Annotated in this window: 22 protein-coding genes and 1 pseudogene; 20 read left to right on the top strand and 3 right to left on the bottom strand. The window is 38.1% G+C overall.

Annotation, left to right across the window (positions count from 1 at the left end; all coding sequences use genetic code 11):
• Positions 1-6 precede the first annotated feature (6 nt).
• The 13 genes from H5R88_RS03755 (at position 7) to H5R88_RS03695 (ending at position 12,123) form a co-directional block, all read left to right on the top strand.
• On the top strand, positions 7-204 hold the full coding sequence (locus tag H5R88_RS03755; protein WP_182579172.1) for a DUF951 domain-containing protein: 198 nt from the start codon (positions 7-9) through the stop codon (positions 202-204).
• An 83-nt stretch (positions 205-287) separates the two neighbouring features.
• A complete protein-coding gene (ychF, locus tag H5R88_RS03750; protein ID WP_003669674.1) occupies positions 288-1,385 on the top strand; it encodes a redox-regulated ATPase YchF in 1,098 nt (365 codons plus the stop codon).
• Positions 1,386-1,418: 33 nt separating this feature from the next.
• On the top strand, positions 1,419-2,192 hold the full coding sequence (locus tag H5R88_RS03745; RefSeq protein ID WP_182600270.1) for a DUF1129 domain-containing protein: 774 nt from the start codon (positions 1,419-1,421) through the stop codon (positions 2,190-2,192).
• Positions 2,193-2,364: 172 nt separating this feature from the next.
• Positions 2,365-3,039, top strand: coding sequence for a deoxyribose-phosphate aldolase (deoC, locus tag H5R88_RS03740; RefSeq protein ID WP_182579169.1), 675 nt, complete (start codon positions 2,365-2,367; stop codon positions 3,037-3,039).
• A 52-nt stretch (positions 3,040-3,091) separates the two neighbouring features.
• Positions 3,092-4,285, top strand: a complete 1,194-nt coding sequence (locus H5R88_RS03735) for a phosphopentomutase (protein WP_182600269.1) — start codon at positions 3,092-3,094, stop codon at positions 4,283-4,285.
• A gap of 28 nt (positions 4,286-4,313) precedes the next feature.
• Positions 4,314-5,612, top strand: a complete 1,299-nt coding sequence (locus H5R88_RS03730) for a pyrimidine-nucleoside phosphorylase (protein WP_182600268.1) — start codon at positions 4,314-4,316, stop codon at positions 5,610-5,612.
• 21 nt (positions 5,613-5,633) lie between these two features.
• On the top strand, positions 5,634-6,344 hold the full coding sequence (gene deoD, locus H5R88_RS03725; protein ID WP_182579166.1) for a purine-nucleoside phosphorylase: 711 nt from the start codon (positions 5,634-5,636) through the stop codon (positions 6,342-6,344).
• Between the two features lie 205 nt (positions 6,345-6,549).
• Positions 6,550-7,488, top strand: coding sequence for a DNA-binding transcriptional repressor DeoR (deoR, locus tag H5R88_RS03720; RefSeq protein WP_182600267.1), 939 nt, complete (start codon positions 6,550-6,552; stop codon positions 7,486-7,488).
• Between the two features lie 78 nt (positions 7,489-7,566).
• Positions 7,567-8,709, top strand: coding sequence for an IMP dehydrogenase (gene guaB, locus H5R88_RS03715; protein ID WP_182600266.1), 1,143 nt, complete (start codon positions 7,567-7,569; stop codon positions 8,707-8,709).
• Positions 8,710-8,889: 180 nt separating this feature from the next.
• Positions 8,890-9,579 carry a response regulator transcription factor CroR gene (croR, locus tag H5R88_RS03710; RefSeq protein WP_003665397.1) on the top strand — a complete coding sequence of 230 codons (690 nt, stop codon included), beginning with the start codon at positions 8,890-8,892 and terminating at the stop codon, positions 9,577-9,579.
• 31 nt (positions 9,580-9,610) lie between these two features.
• The gene (locus tag H5R88_RS03705; RefSeq protein WP_182579202.1) at positions 9,611-10,747 is read left to right on the top strand and encodes a sensor histidine kinase; all 1,137 of its coding nucleotides are present in this window, start codon (positions 9,611-9,613) and stop codon (positions 10,745-10,747) included.
• Between the two features lie 135 nt (positions 10,748-10,882).
• Positions 10,883-11,776, top strand: coding sequence for an AzlC family ABC transporter permease (locus H5R88_RS03700; protein WP_182579163.1), 894 nt, complete (start codon positions 10,883-10,885; stop codon positions 11,774-11,776).
• A gap of 2 nt (positions 11,777-11,778) precedes the next feature.
• On the top strand, positions 11,779-12,123 hold the full coding sequence (locus H5R88_RS03695) for a branched-chain amino acid transport AzlD family protein (RefSeq protein WP_182579162.1): 345 nt from the start codon (positions 11,779-11,781) through the stop codon (positions 12,121-12,123).
• Positions 12,124-12,329: 206 nt separating this feature from the next.
• Here H5R88_RS03695 and H5R88_RS03690 read toward each other — a convergent pair whose 3' ends face one another.
• Both H5R88_RS03690 and H5R88_RS03685 read right to left on the bottom strand, forming a co-directional pair.
• Positions 12,330-12,977 (bottom strand): HAD hydrolase-like protein, encoded by a 648-nt coding sequence (locus tag H5R88_RS03690; protein ID WP_182579161.1) that lies wholly within the window; start codon positions 12,975-12,977, stop codon positions 12,330-12,332.
• Positions 12,978-13,188: 211 nt separating this feature from the next.
• Positions 13,189-14,364, bottom strand: coding sequence for an SAM-dependent methyltransferase (locus tag H5R88_RS03685; RefSeq protein ID WP_182579160.1), 1,176 nt, complete (start codon positions 14,362-14,364; stop codon positions 13,189-13,191).
• Between the two features lie 170 nt (positions 14,365-14,534).
• Between H5R88_RS03685 and H5R88_RS03680 the strand changes: the two genes are divergently transcribed.
• From H5R88_RS03680 to H5R88_RS03650, 7 genes and pseudogenes are all read left to right on the top strand, one after another.
• Complete coding sequence (locus H5R88_RS03680; RefSeq protein WP_182600265.1) at positions 14,535-15,566, top strand: AI-2E family transporter; 1,032 nt, start codon at positions 14,535-14,537, stop codon at positions 15,564-15,566.
• Positions 15,567-15,739: 173 nt separating this feature from the next.
• Positions 15,740-17,401: a formate--tetrahydrofolate ligase gene (locus tag H5R88_RS03675; RefSeq protein WP_182579158.1), complete on the top strand. Its 1,662-nt coding sequence runs from the start codon at positions 15,740-15,742 to the stop codon at positions 17,399-17,401.
• 194 nt (positions 17,402-17,595) lie between these two features.
• Positions 17,596-17,721, top strand: a pseudogene (locus H5R88_RS03670) (thiamine pyrophosphate-binding protein); the annotation flags it as partial.
• Positions 17,722-17,747: 26 nt separating this feature from the next.
• Positions 17,748-17,903, top strand: a complete 156-nt coding sequence (locus tag H5R88_RS03665) for a hypothetical protein (protein ID WP_231794989.1) — start codon at positions 17,748-17,750, stop codon at positions 17,901-17,903.
• Between the two features lie 526 nt (positions 17,904-18,429).
• The gene (gene purB, locus H5R88_RS03660; RefSeq protein ID WP_182600264.1) at positions 18,430-19,725 is read left to right on the top strand and encodes an adenylosuccinate lyase; all 1,296 of its coding nucleotides are present in this window, start codon (positions 18,430-18,432) and stop codon (positions 19,723-19,725) included.
• 385 nt (positions 19,726-20,110) lie between these two features.
• A complete protein-coding gene (locus tag H5R88_RS03655) occupies positions 20,111-20,797 on the top strand; it encodes a 2,3-diphosphoglycerate-dependent phosphoglycerate mutase (protein ID WP_003665449.1) in 687 nt (228 codons plus the stop codon).
• Between the two features lie 166 nt (positions 20,798-20,963).
• The gene (locus tag H5R88_RS03650; protein ID WP_182600263.1) at positions 20,964-22,001 is read left to right on the top strand and encodes an MFS transporter; all 1,038 of its coding nucleotides are present in this window, start codon (positions 20,964-20,966) and stop codon (positions 21,999-22,001) included.
• A 220-nt stretch (positions 22,002-22,221) separates the two neighbouring features.
• On the opposite strand, the gene H5R88_RS03645 is transcribed toward H5R88_RS03650, so the two are convergent.
• Entirely contained in the window at positions 22,222-23,421 is a 1,200-nt protein-coding gene (locus H5R88_RS03645) for an IS110 family RNA-guided transposase (protein ID WP_182578375.1), read from the bottom strand.
• Positions 23,422-23,608 lie beyond the last annotated feature (187 nt).

Here is a 23,608-nt window from a genome sequence, read left to right as displayed (position 1 = left end):
TAACTCATGACCGCATATGATAAAGGTGACATTGTAATGATGAAAAAGGCTCATCCATGTGGAACTAACCGTTGGAAGATTACGCGGGTGGGTGCAGATATTAAAATTGAATGTCAAGGCTGTGGTCATATTGTCATGATGACCCGTCAGAAGTTTGATAAGGGATTAAAAAAGGTTCTCGAAAAAGCCGATCAAGCTGATTAATATTTTTGATGATTGATGATCACAAATAACTAATTGTAGATTAAAATAATAAATGATTAATTGAAAAGGAAAGTGAACAATTTATGTCATTAACTGCAGGAATCGTTGGTTTACCAAACGTTGGTAAGTCAACACTTTTTAACGCAATTACTAAAGCTGGTGCCGAAATGGCAAACTACCCATTCGCAACAATTGATCCTAATGTGGGGATGGTTGAAGTCCCAGACAGTCGACTTGATCGGATTCAAGAGTTAATTCCAGCGAAGAAAATCGTCCCAACTACCTTTGAATTTACCGATATTGCCGGAATTGTTAAAGGTGCTAGCAAGGGTGAAGGACTAGGAAATAAGTTCTTGGAAAATATTCGGCAAACTGACGCAATTGTCCATGTGGTGCGGGCCTTTGATGATAATGATATTACTAGTGTTTCTGGTAAAGTAGATCCAATCGAGGATATTGACACTATCAATTTGGAGTTAGTGATGGCGGACTTAGATGCTGTTAATAAGCGGTTGGCAAAGGTTCAGCGGGCTGCTAAGGGTCGTGATAAAGATGCATTAGCCGAATTAGAAGTACTCAATAAGATTAAGCCGGTTCTTGAAGATGGCAAGAGTGTTCGCTCAATTGACTTTAGTGATGATGAACAAAAAATTGTCAAAGGCCTTTTCTTATTAACAAGTAAACCGGTCTTGTATGTTGCTAATATTGCCGAAGAAGATATGGCCGATCCTGATAGCAACAAATACATGGATGCGATTAAAGAGCATGTAAAAGATGACGGAGAAGTTATTGGTGTTGCAGCAGCTGCTGAAGAGCAAATTGCCGAAATGGATGAAGCAGATAAGGCTGATTTCCTTGAAATGGAAGGTGTTACTGAACCGGGATTGAACCGGTTGATTCGGGCAGCGTACAAGCTCTTGGGCCTTGAAACCTTCTTTACTGCTGGTGGTCCAGAAACACGAGCTTGGACTTACAAGAAGGGTACAAAGGCTCCACAAGCAGCGGGAATTATTCACTCTGATTTTGAACGTGGTTTTATTCGGGCAGAAGTAATGAGCTTTGAAGATCTTGATGAACTAGGCTCTGAATCAGCGGTAAAGGAAGCTGGGAAGCTCCGTCTTGAAGGAAAAGATTACGTAATGCAAGATGGGGATATTGTTGAATTCCGGTTCAACGTTTAAACCTCTGCAGAATAAGAGAGGAGTAGTTTTATAGTGAGTGAAGAACAACCACGGAATGCACAAGCCGGCCAACGTCAAAAACAATTAGAAAAAGAGCGTCGGCAAGCAAATGGAAATGCTTTTAGCAACTATGATCTAACACGAAAAAATGAAGATTTTATGTATCAATTAAATAAACAGTTGGATCGTCTCGGTGTTCCTTCAGATAAGAAAGACCCAATGCTAAAGGAAACTATTGATAAATTGCTAGCAGGGCAAAAGAAGGGCCAAACTGCGCGGGCATTATTTGGTACTCCAACCGAATATGCTAAAGAATTGAAGAATCCTAAGCCAACTCCTGCTGAAGCAAGTAAGCAATCAATTAAGTTGTTAGCAATTGATAATATGCTGATTTTCTTAAGTATCTTTACTTTTATGTTTGGTTTAATGTTCTGGTTATCACCAGCTGCAATGCAAACAAAGAATGCTGGAAGCAGTGGTATTACCGCAATTTTAATCGTGGCGATCACTGGAGGATTGATTTTTGGTTATGTGGCTACCCAAGTTCAACCGCAAATTGATAAGAATGGTAAGCGGGTAAGTAAGAAGCCGTTATGGCAACGGATTCTTTTAATTGTTGCCGGCTTAGCAGCATGGTTGATTATTTACATGCTTGTAAGTATGTTGCCAAATGTAATCAATCCACGGCTTAATCCATGGGTTTACATTGGCATCGGAGTTATTACTTTCATTGGAGATATGTACTTCCGGTCTAAATTCCATGTTACAGGTTCACTTTATGGTAACCGTACGCCACGGCGTCAATAAAACTAAATAGGTGAGGTTGTGAAGAAATGATTGTTCTTTAGCAACCTCATCTTTTTTTGATCTCCATTGAAATAAATTTCTTTAATTTTATGGACAAATGTTCAACGGCCTGTTAAGATATAAATGCAAAGTTATGAAAGCGCATTCAATATTGAGAGGAGATCATTTTATTATGAAGTTAACACAAGCGCAATTAGCAAAATACATGGATCACACAATGCTTAAACCTGAGGCCACTCCAGAAATGATTGATAAGACAATTGCAGAAGCACGTAAATACAACACTGCGTCTGTTTGCATTAATCCTTACTGGGTTAAGCGTGTTCATGAAGGGTTAGCTGGTACCGACATTAATACTTGTACTGTTATTGGTTTTCCTCTCGGTGCTACATCAACTGAAAGCAAAGTTTTTGAAACTAAACAAGCAATTGAAGATGGCGCCGATGAAGTTGATATGGTTATTAACATCGGTGAATTAAAAGCTGGAAATGATGATGCTGTCGTTGCTGATATTAAAGCAGTTGCAGATGCTACTCATGAAAAGGGGAAACTCCTCAAAGTTATCATTGAAAATGCCCTTCTCACGGATGAAGAAAAGGCCCGTGCAAGTAAGCTTACTGTAAAAGGTGGTGCTGATTTTGTTAAGACCTCAACTGGATTCTCAACTTCGGGAGCTAAGGTAGAAGACGTTAAGATTATGCGTGAAGCAGTTGGTCCAGACTTTAAGATCAAGGCTGCTGGTGGAATCCACAGTCTTCAAGAAGCTTATGACATGATTGAAGCTGGTGCTAACCGTCTTGGAGTTTCTGCTTCTGTTCAAATTTTGGAAGAAGCTGCAAAACAATAAGAATAAAATTTAATTACTAATCTTAATTTACAGAAATAGGAGGAGTCAGAAAATGTCATATAAACGTGTTTTTGTTATTGTAATGGACTCAGTTGGTACAGGTGCCGCTCATGACGCCGCAAAGTTTGATGATGTTGGCTCGGATACGCTTGGCCACGTTGGTGAATATTACAAAGGTGCCTTAAATTTACCAAACCTTGGTAAATTAGGAATTAGTAATTTACGTGATACGCCGATCGAAGGGGTTCCAGTTGCTGACCCAGCAATTGGTGATTACGGTAAGATGGAAGAGATTTCTGCCGGCAAGGATAGTATGGATGGTCACTGGGAAATGATGGGTTTGCCTGTGATGAAGCCGTTATCAACTTTCCCTAATGGGTTCCCACAAGAAATTGTCGACAAACTTGAAAAGTTCTCAGGACGAAAGGTGATTGTTAACAAGCCATACTCAGGGACGGAAGTAATTCATGATTATGGTGAACGTCAAATGAAGACCGGAGAATTAATTCTCTACACGTCTGGTGATTCCGTAATGCAAATTGCTGCTCACGAAGATATTATTCCAGTGGAGGAACTCTACAAGATTTGTGAATATGCACGGACACTTGTCAATGGCCCAGAATATACGGTTGGGCGGATTATTGCTCGTCCCTATGTTGGCCCTGATAAAGATCACTTTATACGGACTGCTAATCGTCATGATTTTAGTTTAAAGCCAATTGGTGAGACTGATATGGATCGCCTCCGTGCGGCTGGTTACGATGTAATTGGTGTCGGAAAAATCAATGATATCTTCTCTGGGCAAGGAATTGATAGAGGGTACCATAATGAAAGCAACATGGATGGAATGGACCATGTTGATGAAGTGATGAAGCAAGACTTTACCGGTTTCTGCTTTACTAACTTAGTTGATTTTGATGCAATGTATGGTCACCGTCGTAATCCCAAGGGCTTTGGTCAAGCATTAATGGACTTTGATAAGCGTCTAGGCAAAGTTCTTGATGAAATGAAGCCTGATGATCTTTTGATGATAACTGCTGATCACGGTAATGACCCTGGATTTAAGGGAACTGATCATACTCGTGAGAATGTTCCATTGTTGGTTTATTCGCCTTCAATGAACAGGCCGAACCAATCTCTTGGGTTGCGGAAGACATTCTCAGACCTTGGTGCAACTATCTTAGAGAACTTTAACGTTGAACCAGTAAAAGGTACCAGCTTCTACAAGGAAATTAGTAACGATTAAGATCAATTAAGGAAAGGGGCGAAATACGATGCGAATGGTTGATATCATTGACACCAAGAGAAATGGCGGAGTTCTAAGCAATGAGCAATTACAATTCTTTGTTGATGGCGTCGTTAATGGAACGATTCCTGACTATCAAATTAGTGCTCTCCTCATGGCAATCTATTTCCAGGATATGACCAAAGAAGAACAGACGAGCCTAACAATGAAGATGATGGAGTCTGGCGAACGATTAGACTTGAGCCGAATTCCTGGAATTAAGGTTGATAAACATTCAACGGGTGGTGTTGGTGATAAAGTGAGTTTGCCACTTGCAGCAATGGTCGCCGCTACAGGAATTCCGGTTCCGATGATTTCAGGTCGTGGTCTTGGTCATACAGGAGGCACGCTTGACAAGTTGGAAGCGATTCCGGGATTTCGGGTAGAACTTTCTGAAGATGAAGTCATTAATCAAGTTGCTAAAGAAAAATTAGCAATTGTGGGTGCGACTGGTGAGGTTGCGCCAGCAGATAAAAAGATTTATGGATTACGTGATGTTACTGACACTGTTGACTCAATTCCTTTAATTGCTAGTTCAATTATGAGTAAGAAGATTGCTTCTGGAACAGATGCGCTTGTAATTGATGTTAAAACTGGTACCGGGGCCTTTATGAAGACACTTGATCAATCAAGGCTACTGGCTAAAGCGTTAGTTGAGATTGGTAAACAAGCAGGTCTAAAGTGCATGGCAGTAATCTCAGATATGAACCAGCCACTTGGAAATAAAATTGGTAATTCCCTTGAAATTGAAGAATCAATTGATGTCTTAAAAGGAAAGGGACCAAAAGATCTTACTGAATTAGTTTTGACGCTTGGTAGTTATATGGTTGTAATGGGTGAAAAAGCACAAAATACTACTGAAGCACGAAAGATGTTAGAGCAAACTATTCAGGATGGATCAGCCCTTGAACGGTTTGCAGCAATGATAAAAGCACAAGGTGGAGATCCAGCTGTTGTTGATAACTATCACTTAATGCCGCAAGCTAAATATAAGATTCCATTCAAAGCTGATCGGGATGGAGTATTGACAAAGCTTTCAGCGGATGAAGTTGGAACTGCCAGCATGTTATTAGGTGGAGGCCGTCAAAAGGCAGATGATGCCCTTGATTATGGTGTAGGAATCGAATTACACCATAAGCTGGGTGATTACGTTAAAGATGGCGAACCAATTTTAACAATCTATAGTAACCGCCACGAAATTCCAGATATACAACAGTTGTTAAGAGAAAGTATTAAAATCAGCGATGATGGTAAAGTACCGACGCTAATTCATGAAATTATTGAATAAAGAGACAGGAGGAATATTTCAATGAGTACACATATTAATGCAAAAATGGGTGACTACGCAGACACTGTATTACTTCCAGGGGATCCGCTACGTGCAAAATATATTGCAGAAAACTTCCTGGAAAATGTTAAACAAGTAAATTCAGTCCGGAATGCCTTTGGTTATACTGGTGAATATAAGGGTCACCGTATTTCAGTACAAGGATCTGGGATGGGAATTCCTTCGATGTCAATTTATATTAATGAGTTAGTACGTGAATTTGGTGTTAAAACCATTATCCGGGTTGGCTCTTGTGGAGGAATTGCGCCAGATGTTCATGTTCGCGATGTTCTTCTTGCCCAAGGGTCTTCAACCGATTCAGCGGTAACGGTAAATACATTTGGACCAGGATTCCATTACGCACCATTAGCTGACTTCAAGTTGTTAGATACTGCCTATCATGTAGCTGGTAAATTAGGTATTGAAACAAAAGTTGGGGATATCTTTGCTGCCGATCGTTTCTACAATGATGAGCTTGATATGGAAAAGCTTCGGGACTATGGAATTTTAGGAACAGAAATGGAATCGGCTGGACTTTACTTGTTAGCGGCTAAGCTTCATTTCCGAGCACTTTCAGTTTTGACAGTTAGTGATTTAATCTTTGGAGACGAGAAAGCAACAGCAGAAGAACGTGAACGAACATTTAATGATATGATTAATATTTCGCTTGAAACAGCGATTGCAGAAAAGTAATTTCTTGCATAGATTAGAGAATACATTTTATAATAAGACCGTATTGTAAATCGTGAAAGAGACTGAGAGGAAACTTTTGTTTCCTCTCAGTCTCAACTGCTTTCACGAACAGTAGAAAGATAACGTGAAGTTAGCTTAGTCAACCGCCTTATCAAGAAGGTTATTTTCCACTCTCTTTTAAATTGTGGAGAAAGGGGGAGGTTAAATGGATGATAAGGACAAAATTGAATTAGCATTAAAAGTAGCAACCTTATATTATCGTGATGGATGGAATCAAAGTGATATTGCAACTGAACTAAATATTTCCCGGGCAACAGTCTCACGATTGTTACAGTTTGGGCGCGAACGAGGATTAGTAACCATTAAAATTCATAATCCAATTGCACCGCTTCATCAGTTGGAGGTGGACTTGCTCGCTAAATATCCATCGTTGCATAAAATTATTATTGTTCCAGGCACGGATGATCCGCTTGAAGAAGTTGGCGCAGCGGGTGCTAAATATATCGAACAAGTTGTGGAAGATAAAGATATTATTGGGTTAGGCTGGGGAAAAACAGTTTATCAAGTAGGGTTACATTTGAAGCCTAAAGATGTCACTGGTATCACTGTTGTTCAAATGAAAGGTAGCATGGCAAATACTAATACGCGAAATTATGCGTTTGAAACTGTTAATACCTTTGCGAATGCCTTTAATACCGTTCCACAGTATTTACCGTTACCGGTTATCTTTGATCATGCAAAGACGCGTGAATTAGTTGCTAACGATACTCATATTAAGCATATTATGAATTTAGGGGAGAAATCTAATATTGCCGTTTTCACAGTGGGGACGGTTCGTGATTCAGCATTATTATTTAAATTAGGTTACTTTACTAAGCAAGAACAATTAACGTTGCAACGTGAAGCGGTGGGGGATGTTTTTTCCCGTTTTATTGATAATAAGGGTCAAATCGTAAATGAAGATATCAATCAACGAACAATTGGCATTGCGCTCCCAGAGTTACGAAAGAAAAAACATAGTATTTTGGTAGCGGCAAATGTTGCCAAAGTACCAGCAGTGCATGGAGTTTTGACAGCTGGTTATGCTAATACATTAGTTATCGATCAAGAGAGTGCGGATAGCTTAGTTAATTTTTTGAATTAATTTAAATATTTAGATTGACCTCAGTACGAAATCCTAGTAGAGTATACCTAATTAAAAATCAAAGGAGTTGCACTACAGATGTCAAATTGGGATACGAAATTTGCCAAGAAGGGCTTAACCTTCGATGATGTATTACTTATTCCAGCTGAAAGTCATGTATTACCAAATGAAGTTGATTTGAGTACACAGTTAGCTGATAATTTGAGGCTTCATATTCCGTTGATTAGTGCCGGAATGGATACTGTTACTGAAGGACCAATGGCGATTGCGATGGCCTTACAAGGTGGCTTAGGAGTTGTTCACAAAAACATGTCAATCCAAGCCCAGGCAGGAGAAGTAGCTAATGTAAAGAGTGTTGTCGTACCTGCAGGCGCAACTAAGGCTGCTGTTGATGATGATAATCGTTTGTTAGTTGCTGCAGCAGTTGGGGTTACTAGTGATACATTTGAACGTGCGGAGGCCCTTTTGAAGGCGGGAGCAGATGCAATCGTTATTGATACGGCTCATGGACATTCAGCAGGTGTTCTACGTAAGATCGCAGAAATTCGTGAACATTTCCCAGACACAACCTTAATTGCTGGTAATGTTGCTACTGGTGAAGCTACCCGCGCGTTATTTGATGCAGGTGTTGACGTCGTAAAAGTTGGTATCGGCCCTGGTTCAATCTGTACTACCCGGGTGGTTGCTGGAGTTGGTGTTCCACAAATTACTGCTATCTATGACGCTGCTAGTGTTGCTCGCGAATATAACAAGCCAATTATTGCCGATGGAGGTATTAAGTACTCTGGGGACGTTGTAAAAGCTCTTGCTGCTGGTGGTAATGCAGTAATGCTTGGTAGTATGCTTTCTGGTACTACAGAAGCACCTGGTGAAGTTTTTGAGGACAATGGTAAGAAGTACAAGGCTTACCGTGGAATGGGTTCGGTTGGCGCAATGGCTCAAGCCCACGGTTCCTCTGACCGTTACTTCCAAGGTGGGGTAAATGAAGCTAATAAGCTTGTTCCGGAAGGTATTGAGGCTCGTGTAGAATACAAGGGCGATGTTTCTGATATTGTTTTCCAAATTGATGGTGGTCTCCGTTCAGGAATGGGTTATGTTGGCGCTGGTGATATTCCAACACTGATCGAAAAGGCTCAATTTGTTCAAATTACCAATGCAGGACTTATCGAGTCCCACCCTCATGATGTCCAAATTACTCGTAGTGCACCTAACTATAAATAATTAATTCAATAAGAAACTGCTATGACTTTATTCATGAAGAAATAGTCACAGCAGTTTTTATTTCCCGAGAAATAATGGAGGGTAAACTTTTTGTTAAGGCTATCTTAGAATAATCGCTTTTTTCTCATAGTTAGTTATAATATTTAGTAGAATATTATGCTGTAAAAAGGAGTACCTCTTATGAAAATTCTAGTTGTTGATGATGATAAAGAAATTGTTCAATTACTTGAAATTTACATCCGAAATGAAGGATATGAACCAATTTCTGCTTACGACGGAAAAGAAGCATTAACAAAGCTAAATACTAATCCTGATATCGGTTTGATTATTCTTGATTTAATGATGCCTGAAATCGATGGAATGGATGTAATTAAGCGGGTGCGGAAAGATTCTGATATTCCAATTTTAGTACTTTCGGCTAAGACAGCAGATATGGATAAGATCCAAGGCTTAATTACTGGTGCTGATGATTATGTTACTAAGCCATTTAATCCGCTAGAAGTAATGGCACGGGTTAAATCATTGCTTCGTCGGAGTCAAGGAGAAGTGACGAATGATCAACCAGATATTCTTAATGTTGGTCCGTTATTGATTAATAAGGATTCTCATGAAGTTAAGACAATTAAGGGGGATGTAATTCAATTAACGGCCCTTGAATTTGGTATCTTATACTTACTTGCTAGTCACCCTAACCGTGTTTTTTCAGCAGATGATATTTTTGAGCGAGTATGGCAACAAGAAAGTGTTGTATCAGCTAAAACAGTCATGGTTCATGTGAGTCATTTACGGGATAAAATTGAAGAAGCAACCAATGGTGAAAAGGTTATTCAAACAGTTTGGGGTGTTGGTTATAAGGTTGAAGATCACTAAAAGTTAACCTTAATGATGTGGAGGAAAAATGGTGAAGTTAACGGGGCGTGAGAAAAGTTCGCTTATTTTAGAAGGGATAGCAACGGTTATTCTATTACTATTGCTGAATATGGCTATTATCGTAATCATTCAAGATGCCATTCAGTCAAATCCAGGAGTAACCAATGGGATTTTTATGATTAAGCAATCGTTGAAGGTCGGCCCTCTCCAAGCACAAATTTGGAGTTATCAGCGAATCTTAATTATCTTTTTAGTAATTATAGATATATGGGTGGTATGGTGGCGATTACGTCGTCGATACCACCTTTATCAAATGGATCATATTATTGCAGAGTTACACTATATTGCGCAGGGACATTTAGACCACCGAATTCCCTTTCGATTAAAAGGTAATCAACAACACGTTATTACTAGTGTAAATGCATTAGTTGATAGCGCGGTTCGTTCGATGGATGATGAACGAAAGATTGAAAAATCAAAGGATGAGCTGATTACTAATGTTAGCCATGATTTACGGACACCATTAACTAGTATTATTGGCTACTTGGGATTGATTGAAGATAAGCAGTATCGTAGTGAGGAAGATATTCTAAAATATACCCATACTGCTTATGAGAAGGCTAAGCAAATGAAGACTCTAGTAGATGATTTGTTTGAATATACAAAGGTTCAGCAACATGGGGCCCCAGTAAATATTATGAAAATCGACCTTAACCAATTGATTGAACAGTTGACGGCGAGTTTTGAGCTGGAAGCCCAGCATCGTGGAATTGAAATTACGTCCTCGGTTATTCCTAATCCATTAATGATTGAAGCGGATCCTGAGAAACTTGGGCGGGTTTTTAATAATTTAGTCTCAAATGCTTTTAAATATGGGAATGGTGCAAGTTATATTCGGATTGACGCACGCCAAAAAAAAGATATGGTGGTTGTAAAAGTTGCTAATGATGGAACACCAATTCCTAAAAAATCACTAGACCACCTGTTTGAGCGTTTCTATCGCGCAGAAACTTCCCGTTCACGAGCTACTGGAGGAACGGGATTAGGTTTAGCGATTGTTAAAAGTATTGTTGACCTTCATCATGGGAGCGTCAATGTTACCTCAAATGAAGATGAAACAGTATTTATTGTTAAGTTGCCCTTGAAACAAGAAAATAACCAAAAATAAGAAAAAAGTCTAAAATTATTTGATTTTAGACTTTTTTCTTTTTCAATTATATTCAACTAATTTTATATGTGGTAGACTAAAAGAGCATTGTGTTACTTGATGTTATAAAAGATACAAATTATTGGAGGAAATTCTGTGGCTAAAGCACAAATAAATCCAGAAAGAACACGCTGGCTTGAGGTGCTTGGTGTCTCGATGCCATTGTGTCTTAGTTATATTCCAATTGGATTGGCCTGTGGAATCTTACTACACGCAGCAGGTTTAAACTTTATAATGATTTTATTGGTGTCGTTATTGGTGTTCTCTGGTGGGGCTCAATTTATTCTGGCATCATTATTAGCAAGTAATGCTCCATTAGGAACTATCTTTATTTCATTGTTCTTCTTGGAATTACGATATGCATTGTTAGGCTCAAGTTTATCTAAATATATTAAGGATAAGTCAGCACGTTTCATCTTTATCTTTTCTGCATCAATGAACGATGAGAACTATGCTGTTAACTATATGAAATTTGCAACAGATAAGAAATGGGACCCCGATGATGCTTTGTTAGTGGAGTATTATTCACTTGCGGCATGGTCCATTTCAAATATGGTTGGAGGCTTAATTGGTGGAGCAATTTCAATTGATCTTGAAGTTGTTGACTTTGCATTAACTGCCCTGTTCTTATATATGATTGTAGTACAGATTCAAAATCATTTGACTCTAGTTATTGGCCTTTTGGCGGCCGTTCTTGGAGTATACTTCCAGGCGTTGACTAAAAGTACACTTGGGATTATTATTGCAACATTAATTGCTTCTTTTGTTGGATTCTTGATTGAAAATACAGTTCGCCGCCATAGTAAGCATCCAAACTCGAATTGGTTCTTGACAAAAATGTTTAGGCCGAAGATCACAAAGACAACGATCGAGGATAAGCAAGTTCAACAAAAAGAAGTTAAGGAAGTTAAAAAACTGGAAACTAAGATTGAAGATGTTGTTGAACATCATGAGGAAAAACATGATGACCAACATTCGGATGAGGGCTAGACATGGAACAACTATTAAGTAATAAAATCGTTTACCATATTATAGTGATTATCTTGGCAGCTTTAGCGGCATTTATTCCCCGTTATCTACCAGTATTATTCTTCTCAACGCGAAAAATCCCAGAATGGTTTAATGAATGGATGAAATATGTCCCAGTTAGTCTATTTGCGACCTTAGTTGTAAAGGGGATTTTCTTAACTGGATCTTATCATTTTACATTATTCGGTTATCCTGAACGAATTATTGCAGCAGTAATTGTTATTGTGATTGCATACTTTACACGGTCAATGTCGATTTCAGTAGTTGCTGGATTAGTTGCTGTTTGGCTGCTGAGTTTAGCGTTATAAGAGTAGTTTTGTTATAATTAAATTAAGCTTTAAACAGTGAGGCTGAGAGAAAACTTTTGTTTTCTCTCAGCCTCAACTACTTTCACGAATAATAGCAACTAGCCTCACGCCACCCGAGACTAAGTACGAATGTTGATCAGCCCGTGCCGTATTAATGCTAGATTAGCCCACCGCCTTGTCGAGAAGGTTATTTTCCACTTCTCTCTTTATTTTTGTGTTTTATCTTCCCAAATCTTTTGAAGCATTGGATAGCGTAAGTCACCAACTTGTACTACTTGATAGTCTGCATTTGCTAATGTTGTAGCATCACCAACGCCAATTGCAATTGCATTTATATGGTGAATATTTTCAATATCATGAGCTGTCGTTCCAACTCCAATACAATTGGCCCCGATAAGACCTAATTGATTAACAGCAGTTAGGTATGGTTTTTCTTTATCGTTAGTCTTAACGATCCTATCGACATAATTATCAAGCCCAATTTGTTTAAGGACATTTTGCACGTCCCCATTGGCATCTAGAACGGCAATTTTAACGTAGTGATCATAGAGATTTAGGAGAAGACGCTTAATCCCTGGAAGCTGATCTTTTTCACTTAGGTTATCTGCTTCTTCATTAAGAAATTTTTGCCATTCTGTAATCATTGAGGATTTTTCGCTTGGGTCAGGATTAGCATTAAAATGGGCTAAGACTAGGGAGAGTTCTTGCGCAGGGGTATGGTTATCAAATTGGGAGGCTAATTTCCCAGGTAATCCCATTCCAAATTCATACATTGCAAAACGTTGCCATGCAGTAAAGGCCAACTTATTTGTATTAACAAAGATATTATTAAATGAAAAAATTGCACCGTCCATGATTAAAAACATCCCTTCATAGGTAATTATGTCTATATTTTAACGTAATCAAAAATGAAAGGGAATACATTAATTAGACGGTTAATAGTATGACGAATAATTTCGCTTGGGTTAGCTAAATTTTAACTGAAAGAATAGATTGGATCCTTGAAGTACCAAAAATTAGCAAATAAAAAATGAGCCTGAAAGGTCAGCCTCATTTTTGCTTTATCTATTTTGTCATGTAATCCCGAGTCATTGGCAAGTCTTTGCCTGATGGGCCCTTAGTAATTAGGTATTGAATAACGTCAATATTTCCAGATTCAAATGATGCAGCACATGCTTGAAGGTATAGATCCCACATCCGTGTAAATCGTTCACCCATCATATCAAGGATTTGAGCACGATGTTCATTAAAGTTCATATCCCAAATTTCGAGGGTGCGTTGATAGTGACGGCGAAGCATTTCGATATCAGCAATTTGCATATGGTTTTCTTCAATGTGACCGATTATTTCTTCAAGGCCAGGGATATAACCACCTGGGAAAATGTACTTGTTAATCCATCCATTATAGGCACCGCCTTGTTGACGAGTAATACCATGAATTAAGGCAACACCATCATCGGCAAGATAACCTTGGATGTCTTTAAAGTAAAGACCCAAGTTTTCTTTTCCAACGTGTTCAAACATACCAACAGATGTAATGTAATCCCACTTTTGGTCTCCGAGTTCACGATAATCAACTAGCTTGACTTCGGCAACATTTTGTAAACCTTCTTTTTCAATCCGGTCCTTAACAAGTCGATATTGTTCTTCACTTAAAGTAACTCCAGTAACTTTTAAGCCGTATTCTTTAGCAGCAGTTAGCATTAATGTTCCCCAGCCACATCCAATATCAAGTAATGTTTTACCAGGCTTTGGATCAAGTTTCTTTAAGATGTGATGAACCTTATCAACTTGTGCTTTTGTAAGATCATCATGGTTGCCATCAGTAAAGTAAGCACATGAGTATGTTAGAGTATCATCAAGCCATAACTTGTAGAAGTCATTTCCTACATCATAATGACTTTGAACATCATTTTCGCTTTCTTTTTCTGAGTGGCCTTGTTTGGGCAAAAATTTACGGAATTTAGAACTCCGCATAAAACTATCAGCGCTCTCATATGCTGATTTGATCAATTCTTGAATGCTACCCTGGATTTCAATCTTATTATCCATGTAGGCTTCCCCAAGTGCAATTGAGGCGTTCTTAGTAATATCACGCATTGGAATTTTTTCATTAAAAGTGATAGTTACCTCAGGAGTTCCGTCACCGTAGATAACACTTGATCCATCCCAAAATACGATTTTAACTGGAATGTTAAATGAGTGCTTTAATAGTGACTTATAGAACGTCTTTTCTAACATGAAATGCATCCTTCTTTCTGCAATAATAAATACTATTATAGCACCCTTAAAATAAAAGTGTTTCAAGACAATTCATAAAAAATATTTTATAAGAAAATAACAAACCAATTGCCGAAAAAATAAAAGCTTGCTACTATGCTAATTAGTAGGGAAACTAGGGAGATGATTGAATGACGAATGCCTGGAAGTATTTTATTAAAAATGTAAAATTACGGCGTTTCACGGTCTTATTATTAATTATTATTGTGCTCTGGTTAATGAGATCAATGATGAATTTAATGTTATTTACGTTTATTCTTACTTATCTTGTTGTTAGTTGGGTAAGGCTAGTCCAACGGTGGTTACCACGAATGTCGACAAGTTTAATCGTAATCGTTACTTATGTATTGTTAATTGTTCTTCTGTACTTAGGGGTGACCCGCTATTTACCAGTTTTGTCCCGGCAAGTTGTTAAAATGGTTAATTCAGTAGTTCATTTCTATAGTACTCACCAGGCGACGATGATCTATCGTTATGTTAGTCACTATGTAAGTACCGCAACCATCATGAGTCAAGTTCGGCATGGAATAACGATTGCAGTCAGTACTTTAACCAGTATTGGTGCAATTACAGTTTCATTTGTAATGTCGTTAATCTTGAGTTTCTTTTATACTCTGGAGTTGAAACAAATGAATGACTTTTCTCATAACTTTTTAGATAGTGATTTTGGTTGGTTTTTTCAGGATATTGATTATTTTGGCAAAAAGTTCGTAAACACTTTTGGGGTAGTATTAGAGGCCCAATTTTTTATTGCTATTTGCAACACGGTAATTACCACGATTGGACTATTATTTATGCGGATGCCACAGATTTTTGCCTTATCGTTAATTGTATTTATCTTTAGTTTGGTTCCAGTTGCTGGGGTAATTATTTCGACAATTCCATTGGCTATGGTTGGGTACTCAGTCGGTGGAATTCGCGATGTGGTTTATATTATTATCATGATTATTATCATTCATACTCTGGAGGCATATGTCTTAAATCCTAAGTTTATGTCTAGCCGGACGGATCTCCCAATTTTTTATACGTTTATTGTATTACTGATTGGTGAACATATTTTTGGAACATGGGGTTTAATTGTCGGGGTACCAATCTTTACCTTCTTACTAGATATATTAGGTGTAAAACCAATTCATGGGGCAAAACGAATAAAAAAGAAATAAGTGAAAGATAGAGTTCCATAGTAGAAATTTTTCTTTCGCTTTTTCCGAACATTTTTACTGATATGCTAAATAAGGTTAACGAAAATCGAACTTGCATTGCGAAATAGCTGAAAAAGTCTTGGGCTAGTGTATAATAAAATTAAGATAGGTCTAAAGAAGGGAAGCTGATATTCATGACAGATATTGAGATTGCAGACCAAGCGACACTGGAACCAATTACAGAAATTGCCGAAAAACTCGGCCTTTCAGAAGATGAAATCGAACAATATGGTAAGTATAAGGCTAAAATTGATTTAAATATAAAACCTTTGCCTGATAAAAAGCATAAGCTAATTTTAGTTACGTCCATTAATCCAACTCCTGCTGGTGAGGGTAAGTCGACTGTATTGATTGGACTAGGGGATGCATTAAATCAGTTAAATTATCAAACAACAATTGCGATGCGTGAACCATCAATGGGCCCTGTCTTTGGAATAAAAGGTGGTGCAACTGGTGGCGGATATAGTCAAGTTGTTCCAATGGAAGATATTAACCTGAATTTTACTGGTGACTTGCATGCCCTTACAAGTGCTAATAATACTTTGGCCGCTTTGATTGATAACTACATTATGCGCGATAATGCAATGAACCTTGATCCGCAACGAATTATTTGGAAACGGGTAGAAGATGTTAACGATCGAGCTCTCCGGAATGTAGTTACTGGTCTTGGGGGTCCAATGGATGGTGTTCCACGTGAAACAGGTTTTGACATCACAGCTGCTTCCGAGTTGATGGCAATTCTATGCCTTTCAACTAGTCTTCATGACCTAAAAGAACGAATTAGTCGAATTGTAGTAGGATATACATACGATAAAGAACCAGTCACAGTTGGTCAGCTTAACTTTCAAGATGCAATTACAATTATTTTAAAAGATGCATTAAAGCCCAACCTTGTCCAAACATTAGACCATACTCCAACAATTGTTCATGGGGGCCCGTTTGCCAACATTGCGCATGGGTGTAATAGTGTTTTAGCGACGCAAACTGCCCTTAATCTTTCTGATTATACTGTAACTGAGGCTGGCTTTGGGGCTGACCTTGGTGGGGAAAAGTTCCTTGATATTAAGCAACGGGTTCTTGGTAAACATCCAGATGCAATTGTCATTGTAGCCACTGTCCGAGCGCTAGAGTACAATGGAGGCGCTAAGCTTGCGGACTTGAAGAATGAAAATCTTGATGCACTGAAAAAAGGAATGGCAAACCTTAATCGTCACATTAAGAATATGCAATTATATGGATTGCCAATCGTAGTTGCAATCAATCATTTTGCCAGTGATACTGATAAAGAAATTCAAATGATTAAGGATGATTGTGCTAAGCAAAATGTTGAAGCAATTTTGACTGATGCTTGGGCTAAGGGAGGTAAAGGTACCCATGATTTGGCTAATAAAGTAGTCGAACTTGCTGATAGCCCAAGTGAATTTACTCATATCTATGATGTTCAAGTTGATGATCTCCAAACTAAGTTAAAGAAGATTGCCAAGCAGATTTATGGCGCTAAAGAAGTATCATTTAGCCGTAAAGCCCAAAACCAATTGAAGCGATTTGCCAAATACGGATGGAATGATTTACCAGTATGTATTGCTAAGACTCAATATTCATTTACAGATGACCAAAAACAATTAGGTGCTCCGACTGACTTTACCTTCCATATTCGGGAATTAGTACCAAAGATCGGTGCCGGATTCGTCGTAGCCTTAGCTGGTAATATGATGACAATGCCAGGTCTTCCTAAAGAACCAGCTGCTGTAAACATGACGATTGACGATGATGGTAAAATTACCGGATTATTCTAAATAACCAACACGAAACATCGATTGTGCAACAATGTACATCGATGTTTTTTTACAAGTTTTTTAAGGGTAATGGGTTGAAGATGTTGATAGATTGCTAAGTGCGTCTAAGTGCCTTCTTGTGAAATTTTAAAATAAGGGCTACAGTAAGGATAAATATCATTTTATAAGTTTAATTGGGGAGAGGTGAATAGATAATGAAAAAGAAACTACATGGCGCAGATATTGTTATTGATAGTTTGAAGAAACATGGAATTAATCTTGTCTTTGGAATTCCCGGGGCAAAGATTGATTATTTGTTTGAGGGACTAGACGGTCAAGAGATGATCGGCAATTTGCTGGACATCTCTTGGCCTTTAATGCCCCTGAATTAACAGGGGGTTGTGAAATCTTTGATAACCTTGAACAACATTTTCCAATTCATAATAAAGAATTTCGGGAAAGTACAGTTGATATGGCAGTTTTACGTGATGGAATTGCTAAATCGGAGGGAAATGCTGAATAGAACGTTTAACCATCCTTTAGGAGTGAGACTGAAAACTCGTAAGCGAGTCTAGTCCAACTCCTTTTCTTTTCATCGATTATATTTGAACTATTTATTTTTAGTAGAGGGCTCGAATTGATGTTAAATTATGGAAAATGGGTTACGATCCTTAAAATAAATTTGTGGAAGCGATGTCATGACGGATATTACTGTTGTGATGGTAGTAAATGAAACTGGCTAATTGGACAGAAGATGCCTAAGATCAGATCTATCTTCCACCTAGAAACTAACTTACTTTACACAATGAAGATTTGTTTGTGGAAAAAGTTCTTTCCGTTATGTACAGGTGAAAACAGCATCGTTCATGGCTGTGTACACATTTGTTGAACCGGAAAATAGGCCACGTTACAATCTTAATTGATGACGTTGAAAGTGTTTGACAGAAATTGACAATACAGGAAACTGGAGCTAATAAAGTTCGGCTTTACGTAAACCGTTCTCCTATGCGATAATACTTTTAGAAAAAGATAGAGAGGATTTTTAACAGATGATCGATCGTTATACTAGTCCAGAGATGAAAAAGATTTGGAGCTTAGAAACACAATACCAATGTTGGTTAGAGGTTGAGATTGCAGCTGATGAAGCCTGGAGTAAGCTTGGCCATATTCCAGCAGAAGATGTGGAAAAGATTAAAAAGAATGCCAAGTTTTCTGTTGAGGGAATTGCAGAGATTGAAGCAGTAACTCACCATGATGTGATTGCTTTTACTCGGGATGTTTCGAAATCATTAGGACCTGAACGGAAGTGGGTTCACTATGGGATGACGAGTACAGATGTAGTTGATACTGCACAAGGCTTACGTTTAAAAAAGGCGAACGATATTCTTCGTCAAGATATTGATAACTTCATGAATGTTCTTAAAGAATTAGCTGAAAAGTATAAGTATACAGTTTGCATGGGACGGACACATGGTATTCATGCTGAACCAACTACCTTTGGCTTGAAAGCTGCTCGTTGGTATTCAGAAATGAAACGTAATAAGGAACGTTTTGAACATGCCGCTAAGGGTGTCGAGGCCGGTAAAATTTCTGGTGCAGTGGGTACTTTTGCTGAAATTGACCCATTTGTAGAAGAATATATCTGCAAAAAGCTTGGTTTACGTCCCCAAGAAATTTCCACGCAGGTTCTTCCACGGGATTTGCATGCTGAATATATTGCCACTATTGCACTTATTGGAACGAGTATGGAAGAAATGGCCACTGAAATTCGCTCACTTCAACGGACAGAAATCCATGAGGTCGAAGAACACTTTGCTAAGGGACAAAAAGGATCTTCGGCTATGCCACATAAGCGCAACCCGATCGGCTCAGAAAATATTACTGGTTGTGCGCGGATGCTTCGTGGCTTTATGGTTCCTGCTTATGAAGATGTTTCACTTTGGCATGAACGAGATATTTCTCATTCCAGTGCAGAACGAATGATTTTACCAGATGCAACTTCATTACTTGATTATATGTTGCGGCGTTTTGGGCGAATTTTAAAGAATCTTGATGTATTCCCTGAAACAATGAAGAAGAATATGGATAAGACATTAGGCTTGATTTACAGTGGCCGGGTTCTTTTAAAGTTAGTTAACAGTGGGATGACTCGTGAAGCAGCATATGATTTGATTCAACCATATACTGCTAAATGTTGGGCAGAACAGATTCCGTTCCGTCCGTTATTGGAAGGGGACCCAACGATTCAAAAACAATTGACTAAAGAAGATCTTGACGATGCTTTTGATTACCACTGGCATCTTCGCCATGTTGATGACATTTATAAGCGATTGGGATTGAACTAATTTAAGTTGAGTTTAAGAGGAGAGGCTGAGAGAAAATGTTTGTTTTCACTCAGCCTCAACTGCTTTTACGAACAATAACAAGATAACATGGAACTAGCTTCGCGTTGCCACAAAACTTGTCCCAGTACGAACGATGATCAGGCCGTCCCGTATTAATCATTGTACTAGCTTAGTTAACCGCCTTATCGCGAAGATTATTTTCCGCTCTCTTTTTACCCGCAGGAGGATAGCTTGATGAACCTGAATGTTTTTATCGGCATGGTGTTGATGCCAAAGCTGGACTACAATAATTTCTTCATCACTATTGGCATTTGCGGGTGAATGGATTAAAATAATATGGTAATGCTGTTTATAGCGATTTTAAGAAGAAAGAGGTCAATTGAACATGGCTAAATTAGTATTAATTCGTCACGGTCAAAGTGAATGGAACTTATCTAACCAATTTACTGGTTGGGTTGATGTTGATTTAAGTGAAAAGGGTGTTGAACAAGCAAAGAATGCTGGTAAGGCACTTAAGGAACACGGCATTGAATTTGACTACGCATATACTTCTGTTTTGAAGCGTGCTATCAAGACTTTACACTATGCTCTTGAAGAATGTGACCAGTTATGGATTCCTGAATACAAGACTTGGCGTTTAAACGAACGTCACTATGGTGCACTTCAAGGCCACAACAAGCAAAAGGCTGCTGAAAAGTACGGTGACGAACAAGTTCACATTTGGCGTCGTTCATACGATGTGTTACCTCCATTGCTAAGTGCTGACGATGAAGGTTCTGCTGCAAAGGATCGTCGTTACGCTAACTTAGACCCACGTGCTATTCCGGGTGGGGAAAACTTAAAGGTTACTTTGGAACGTGTTATTCCATTATGGCAAGATGAAATTGCTCCCAAGCTTTTGGACAACAAGAACGTTATCATTGCTGCCCACGGTAACTCTCTTCGTGCATTGAGCAAGTACATCGAAAACATTTCTGATGAGGACATCATGAATCTTGAAATGGCTACTGGTCAACCAGTTGTTTACGACTTCGATGACAAGCTTAACGTATTAAGCAAGGAAAAGTACTAAAATAAACTTACTATATTAAATTTTGAGAGGCGGGAAAGTTAAATTTTTAACGCCTCTTTTTTGTATTTTTTTTGAAAAAATATTGAAGATATTGGTGAATAAATTGAGCTTATAGTGAGTTGTGGTATGATTAACATCAGAATCTAATAAGGTGGAGAGAATTTAAATGAAAATGGAAAAACAACGTACGCTCCCAATGAAGGAATTTTTCACTTCATTGAAGAAACTGGTCAAGCCTAACTATTTAAGGGCAATGTGGCCGGTTGCAGGAGTATCAATTATTTTTATTGCTTTAGCAGCGATCTTAGCACTCCTTAATTCAAACATTGCTGCCTCATTGAGTATGACGATGATGATGGTAATGTACGGAATGGCCTCCCCAGTTGCAATCTTATTCTCATTGTTAGAAATTGTGGGAATTGTTGCAATTATTGCGGTGTTAGCCTTCTTCTATACTTTCTTTGCAGTTGCAACCCAATATACATACCAGGATAAGATGGCTCATCCAGAACAACCGGTAAGTGCTGGCTCGATCTGGATGCATTATAAGCACTTACGAAAGAACCAAGTATGGCGAATTATTCTTTATATTGGCCTATTCACTTTCTTATGGAGCTTGCCACTCAATATTGTTAATGCATTGCTTTTACCACACCTATCAGGAGTAGCTGCTGTTTATACGGGATGGGTAATTCGAATTCTTAATGATATTATTGTATTATGGAAGAGTATCGAATATTCCCAATCGTACTTCCTTTACCGTGAAAAACAGCCACAATTCCTTGGTCAATCAATGCGTTATGCGTTAACTGCTAGTCGGCGGTTCATGACTGGTCGAAAGTGGAACTACTTTGCAATTCTGTTTGTTTTAGAATTTCTTCCAATGTTTATCTGGACCTTAATCTTTGGTGGATTAGCATTTTATGGAGTTTACACGGCAACCTATGTTCTTACCTATATCGGAATTGTCCTAGTAATTGTTGGTATCGCCTGCTACCTTCCAGTGGTATATGCAATTCTTGCTTTGTACTACAACAAGGCTCGAGCTGGAATGGAAATGGATGTTCTCTTTAAAGATACTTTTAAGCCAGTAGCCGAATTAACCGGTGAAGCTTATGTTCATGAAGTATATGTAGAAAAACAACCATCACCAACTGTTAAGCGCGATGATGAGAAGAAGCACGAAGCAAAAAAAGATGAATAGTAAAACGAAAAGCTGAGGGGTAACGAAATCTCTTCAGCTTTTTTTGTATTTTCTACGAATAGTCAAGTATATTAAGGTGTTTCTTTGAGATTAATTTAAGAAAAAACTATTTAGATAGTTAAGGTAGTTTAAAAAGGGAATTTAAGGTATAACAAAATAAACTCATGAACTAGATTTATTTTTCATGGGTTGTAGAATAATAGTAAGAATCAATCCTAAATTATGCTTTGGCTATTTGATAATTATAAGATTGATTGTATTTTACAAGATGATAAATCGTTCTGAGAAGGCGATGTATCGCGGCAATGGCAATTTTCTTAGTCCCTGGCTGAGAAGATTGCCTTTTCCTTTTCTGATAAAAGTCGTTAATATGATTAGGATGAAAGTGACTAGCGACCGCAATATTTTGGATGGATCTAAATAGAATTTTACGAGCGACTGCGTCACCACGTTTACTAATATGATCGGTAGCAACGAAGTTGCCCGATTCATAATGTCTAAGATCAATTCCAATATAGGCATTAAGTGCATTACTACTGTGAAAGCGGCGAATATCACCTAATTCACCGATTAAAGAAGTAACGGTTCGTACACCAAAGCCAGGAATACTTAATAGTAAATCATATTCAGGTAAATTTTCTGCTTCGTGTTGCATTTCTGAAATGATCTTATCTTTTTCATGGACTTCCTCAACGATGCGTTTAGTTAAGTACTGAATTTGTTCGTAAACATAGGAATTGTCATTAACAACCGGATAAGCTTCTTTAGCAAGTGATATTAGCTTTTTGGTAATACAGGTGGCGCGGTTAGTTGATATAACTTTATTAGTGCTATCCTGGATAAGCGAACGTAAATCAGTAAACGAAGTTTTAAGAACCTGTGAAGGACAGGAAAAACGCATCACAATTGCCCAATATAGCTCGTTATTAGTATTACTAAATAATGACTCCAATTGAGGGAAAGTAAGTTGTAAGGCACGATGTAGCCGATTTTTATGGTTAACAACATCTCGACTTACTTCTTGGTAAAAGCGGCTAAGATCGTGTAACTGTTCATATACTGGGGCCTGCTTATAAGATAAAGAGCGGTGAATAATGAAACTAGTTTGAGCTAGGTTAAGAGCGTCAGCTCGATCAGTTTTATAGGGACGTAAACTATCGAGTTGCTTTTTAGCAGTTAAAGGGTTAAGCATCGTATAATTAAACTCATTACAATCAAGAAAGTGTTGAAGAGTACGAGAATAAATACCGGTCGCCTCAAAAACCACTTCAGGTTGATGGAAGACCTTAAGGAGCTTTAATAAATTATCTAATCCAGGACGATCAAGTGTTAGTTTACACTCATCAACTTTTACTTTATTAACTACAATTGCCAAGTTAATTATATGTTTACTAACATCAATCCCAAATACAGTACGCATTTTATCATCTCCAAATGAAGTAGAATCACAAAAAGTCTATTAAATCTAATTTTCAATACACGACTTAAGAGCCAACAGACTAAGAGCAGATTAAGAATAGACTTGTGAAGTTGCCAGTTTTAAATCCGACGTCAAGCGTCATACAAAAGTACGACATGTCAACTTCACCCCTACTTTAACAAAAAAG

The organism is Limosilactobacillus agrestis (assembly GCF_014145585.1).
Lineage (GTDB): Bacteria > Bacillota > Bacilli > Lactobacillales > Lactobacillaceae > Limosilactobacillus > Limosilactobacillus agrestis.
This window is presented reverse-complemented; position numbering and strand designations above follow the sequence as displayed.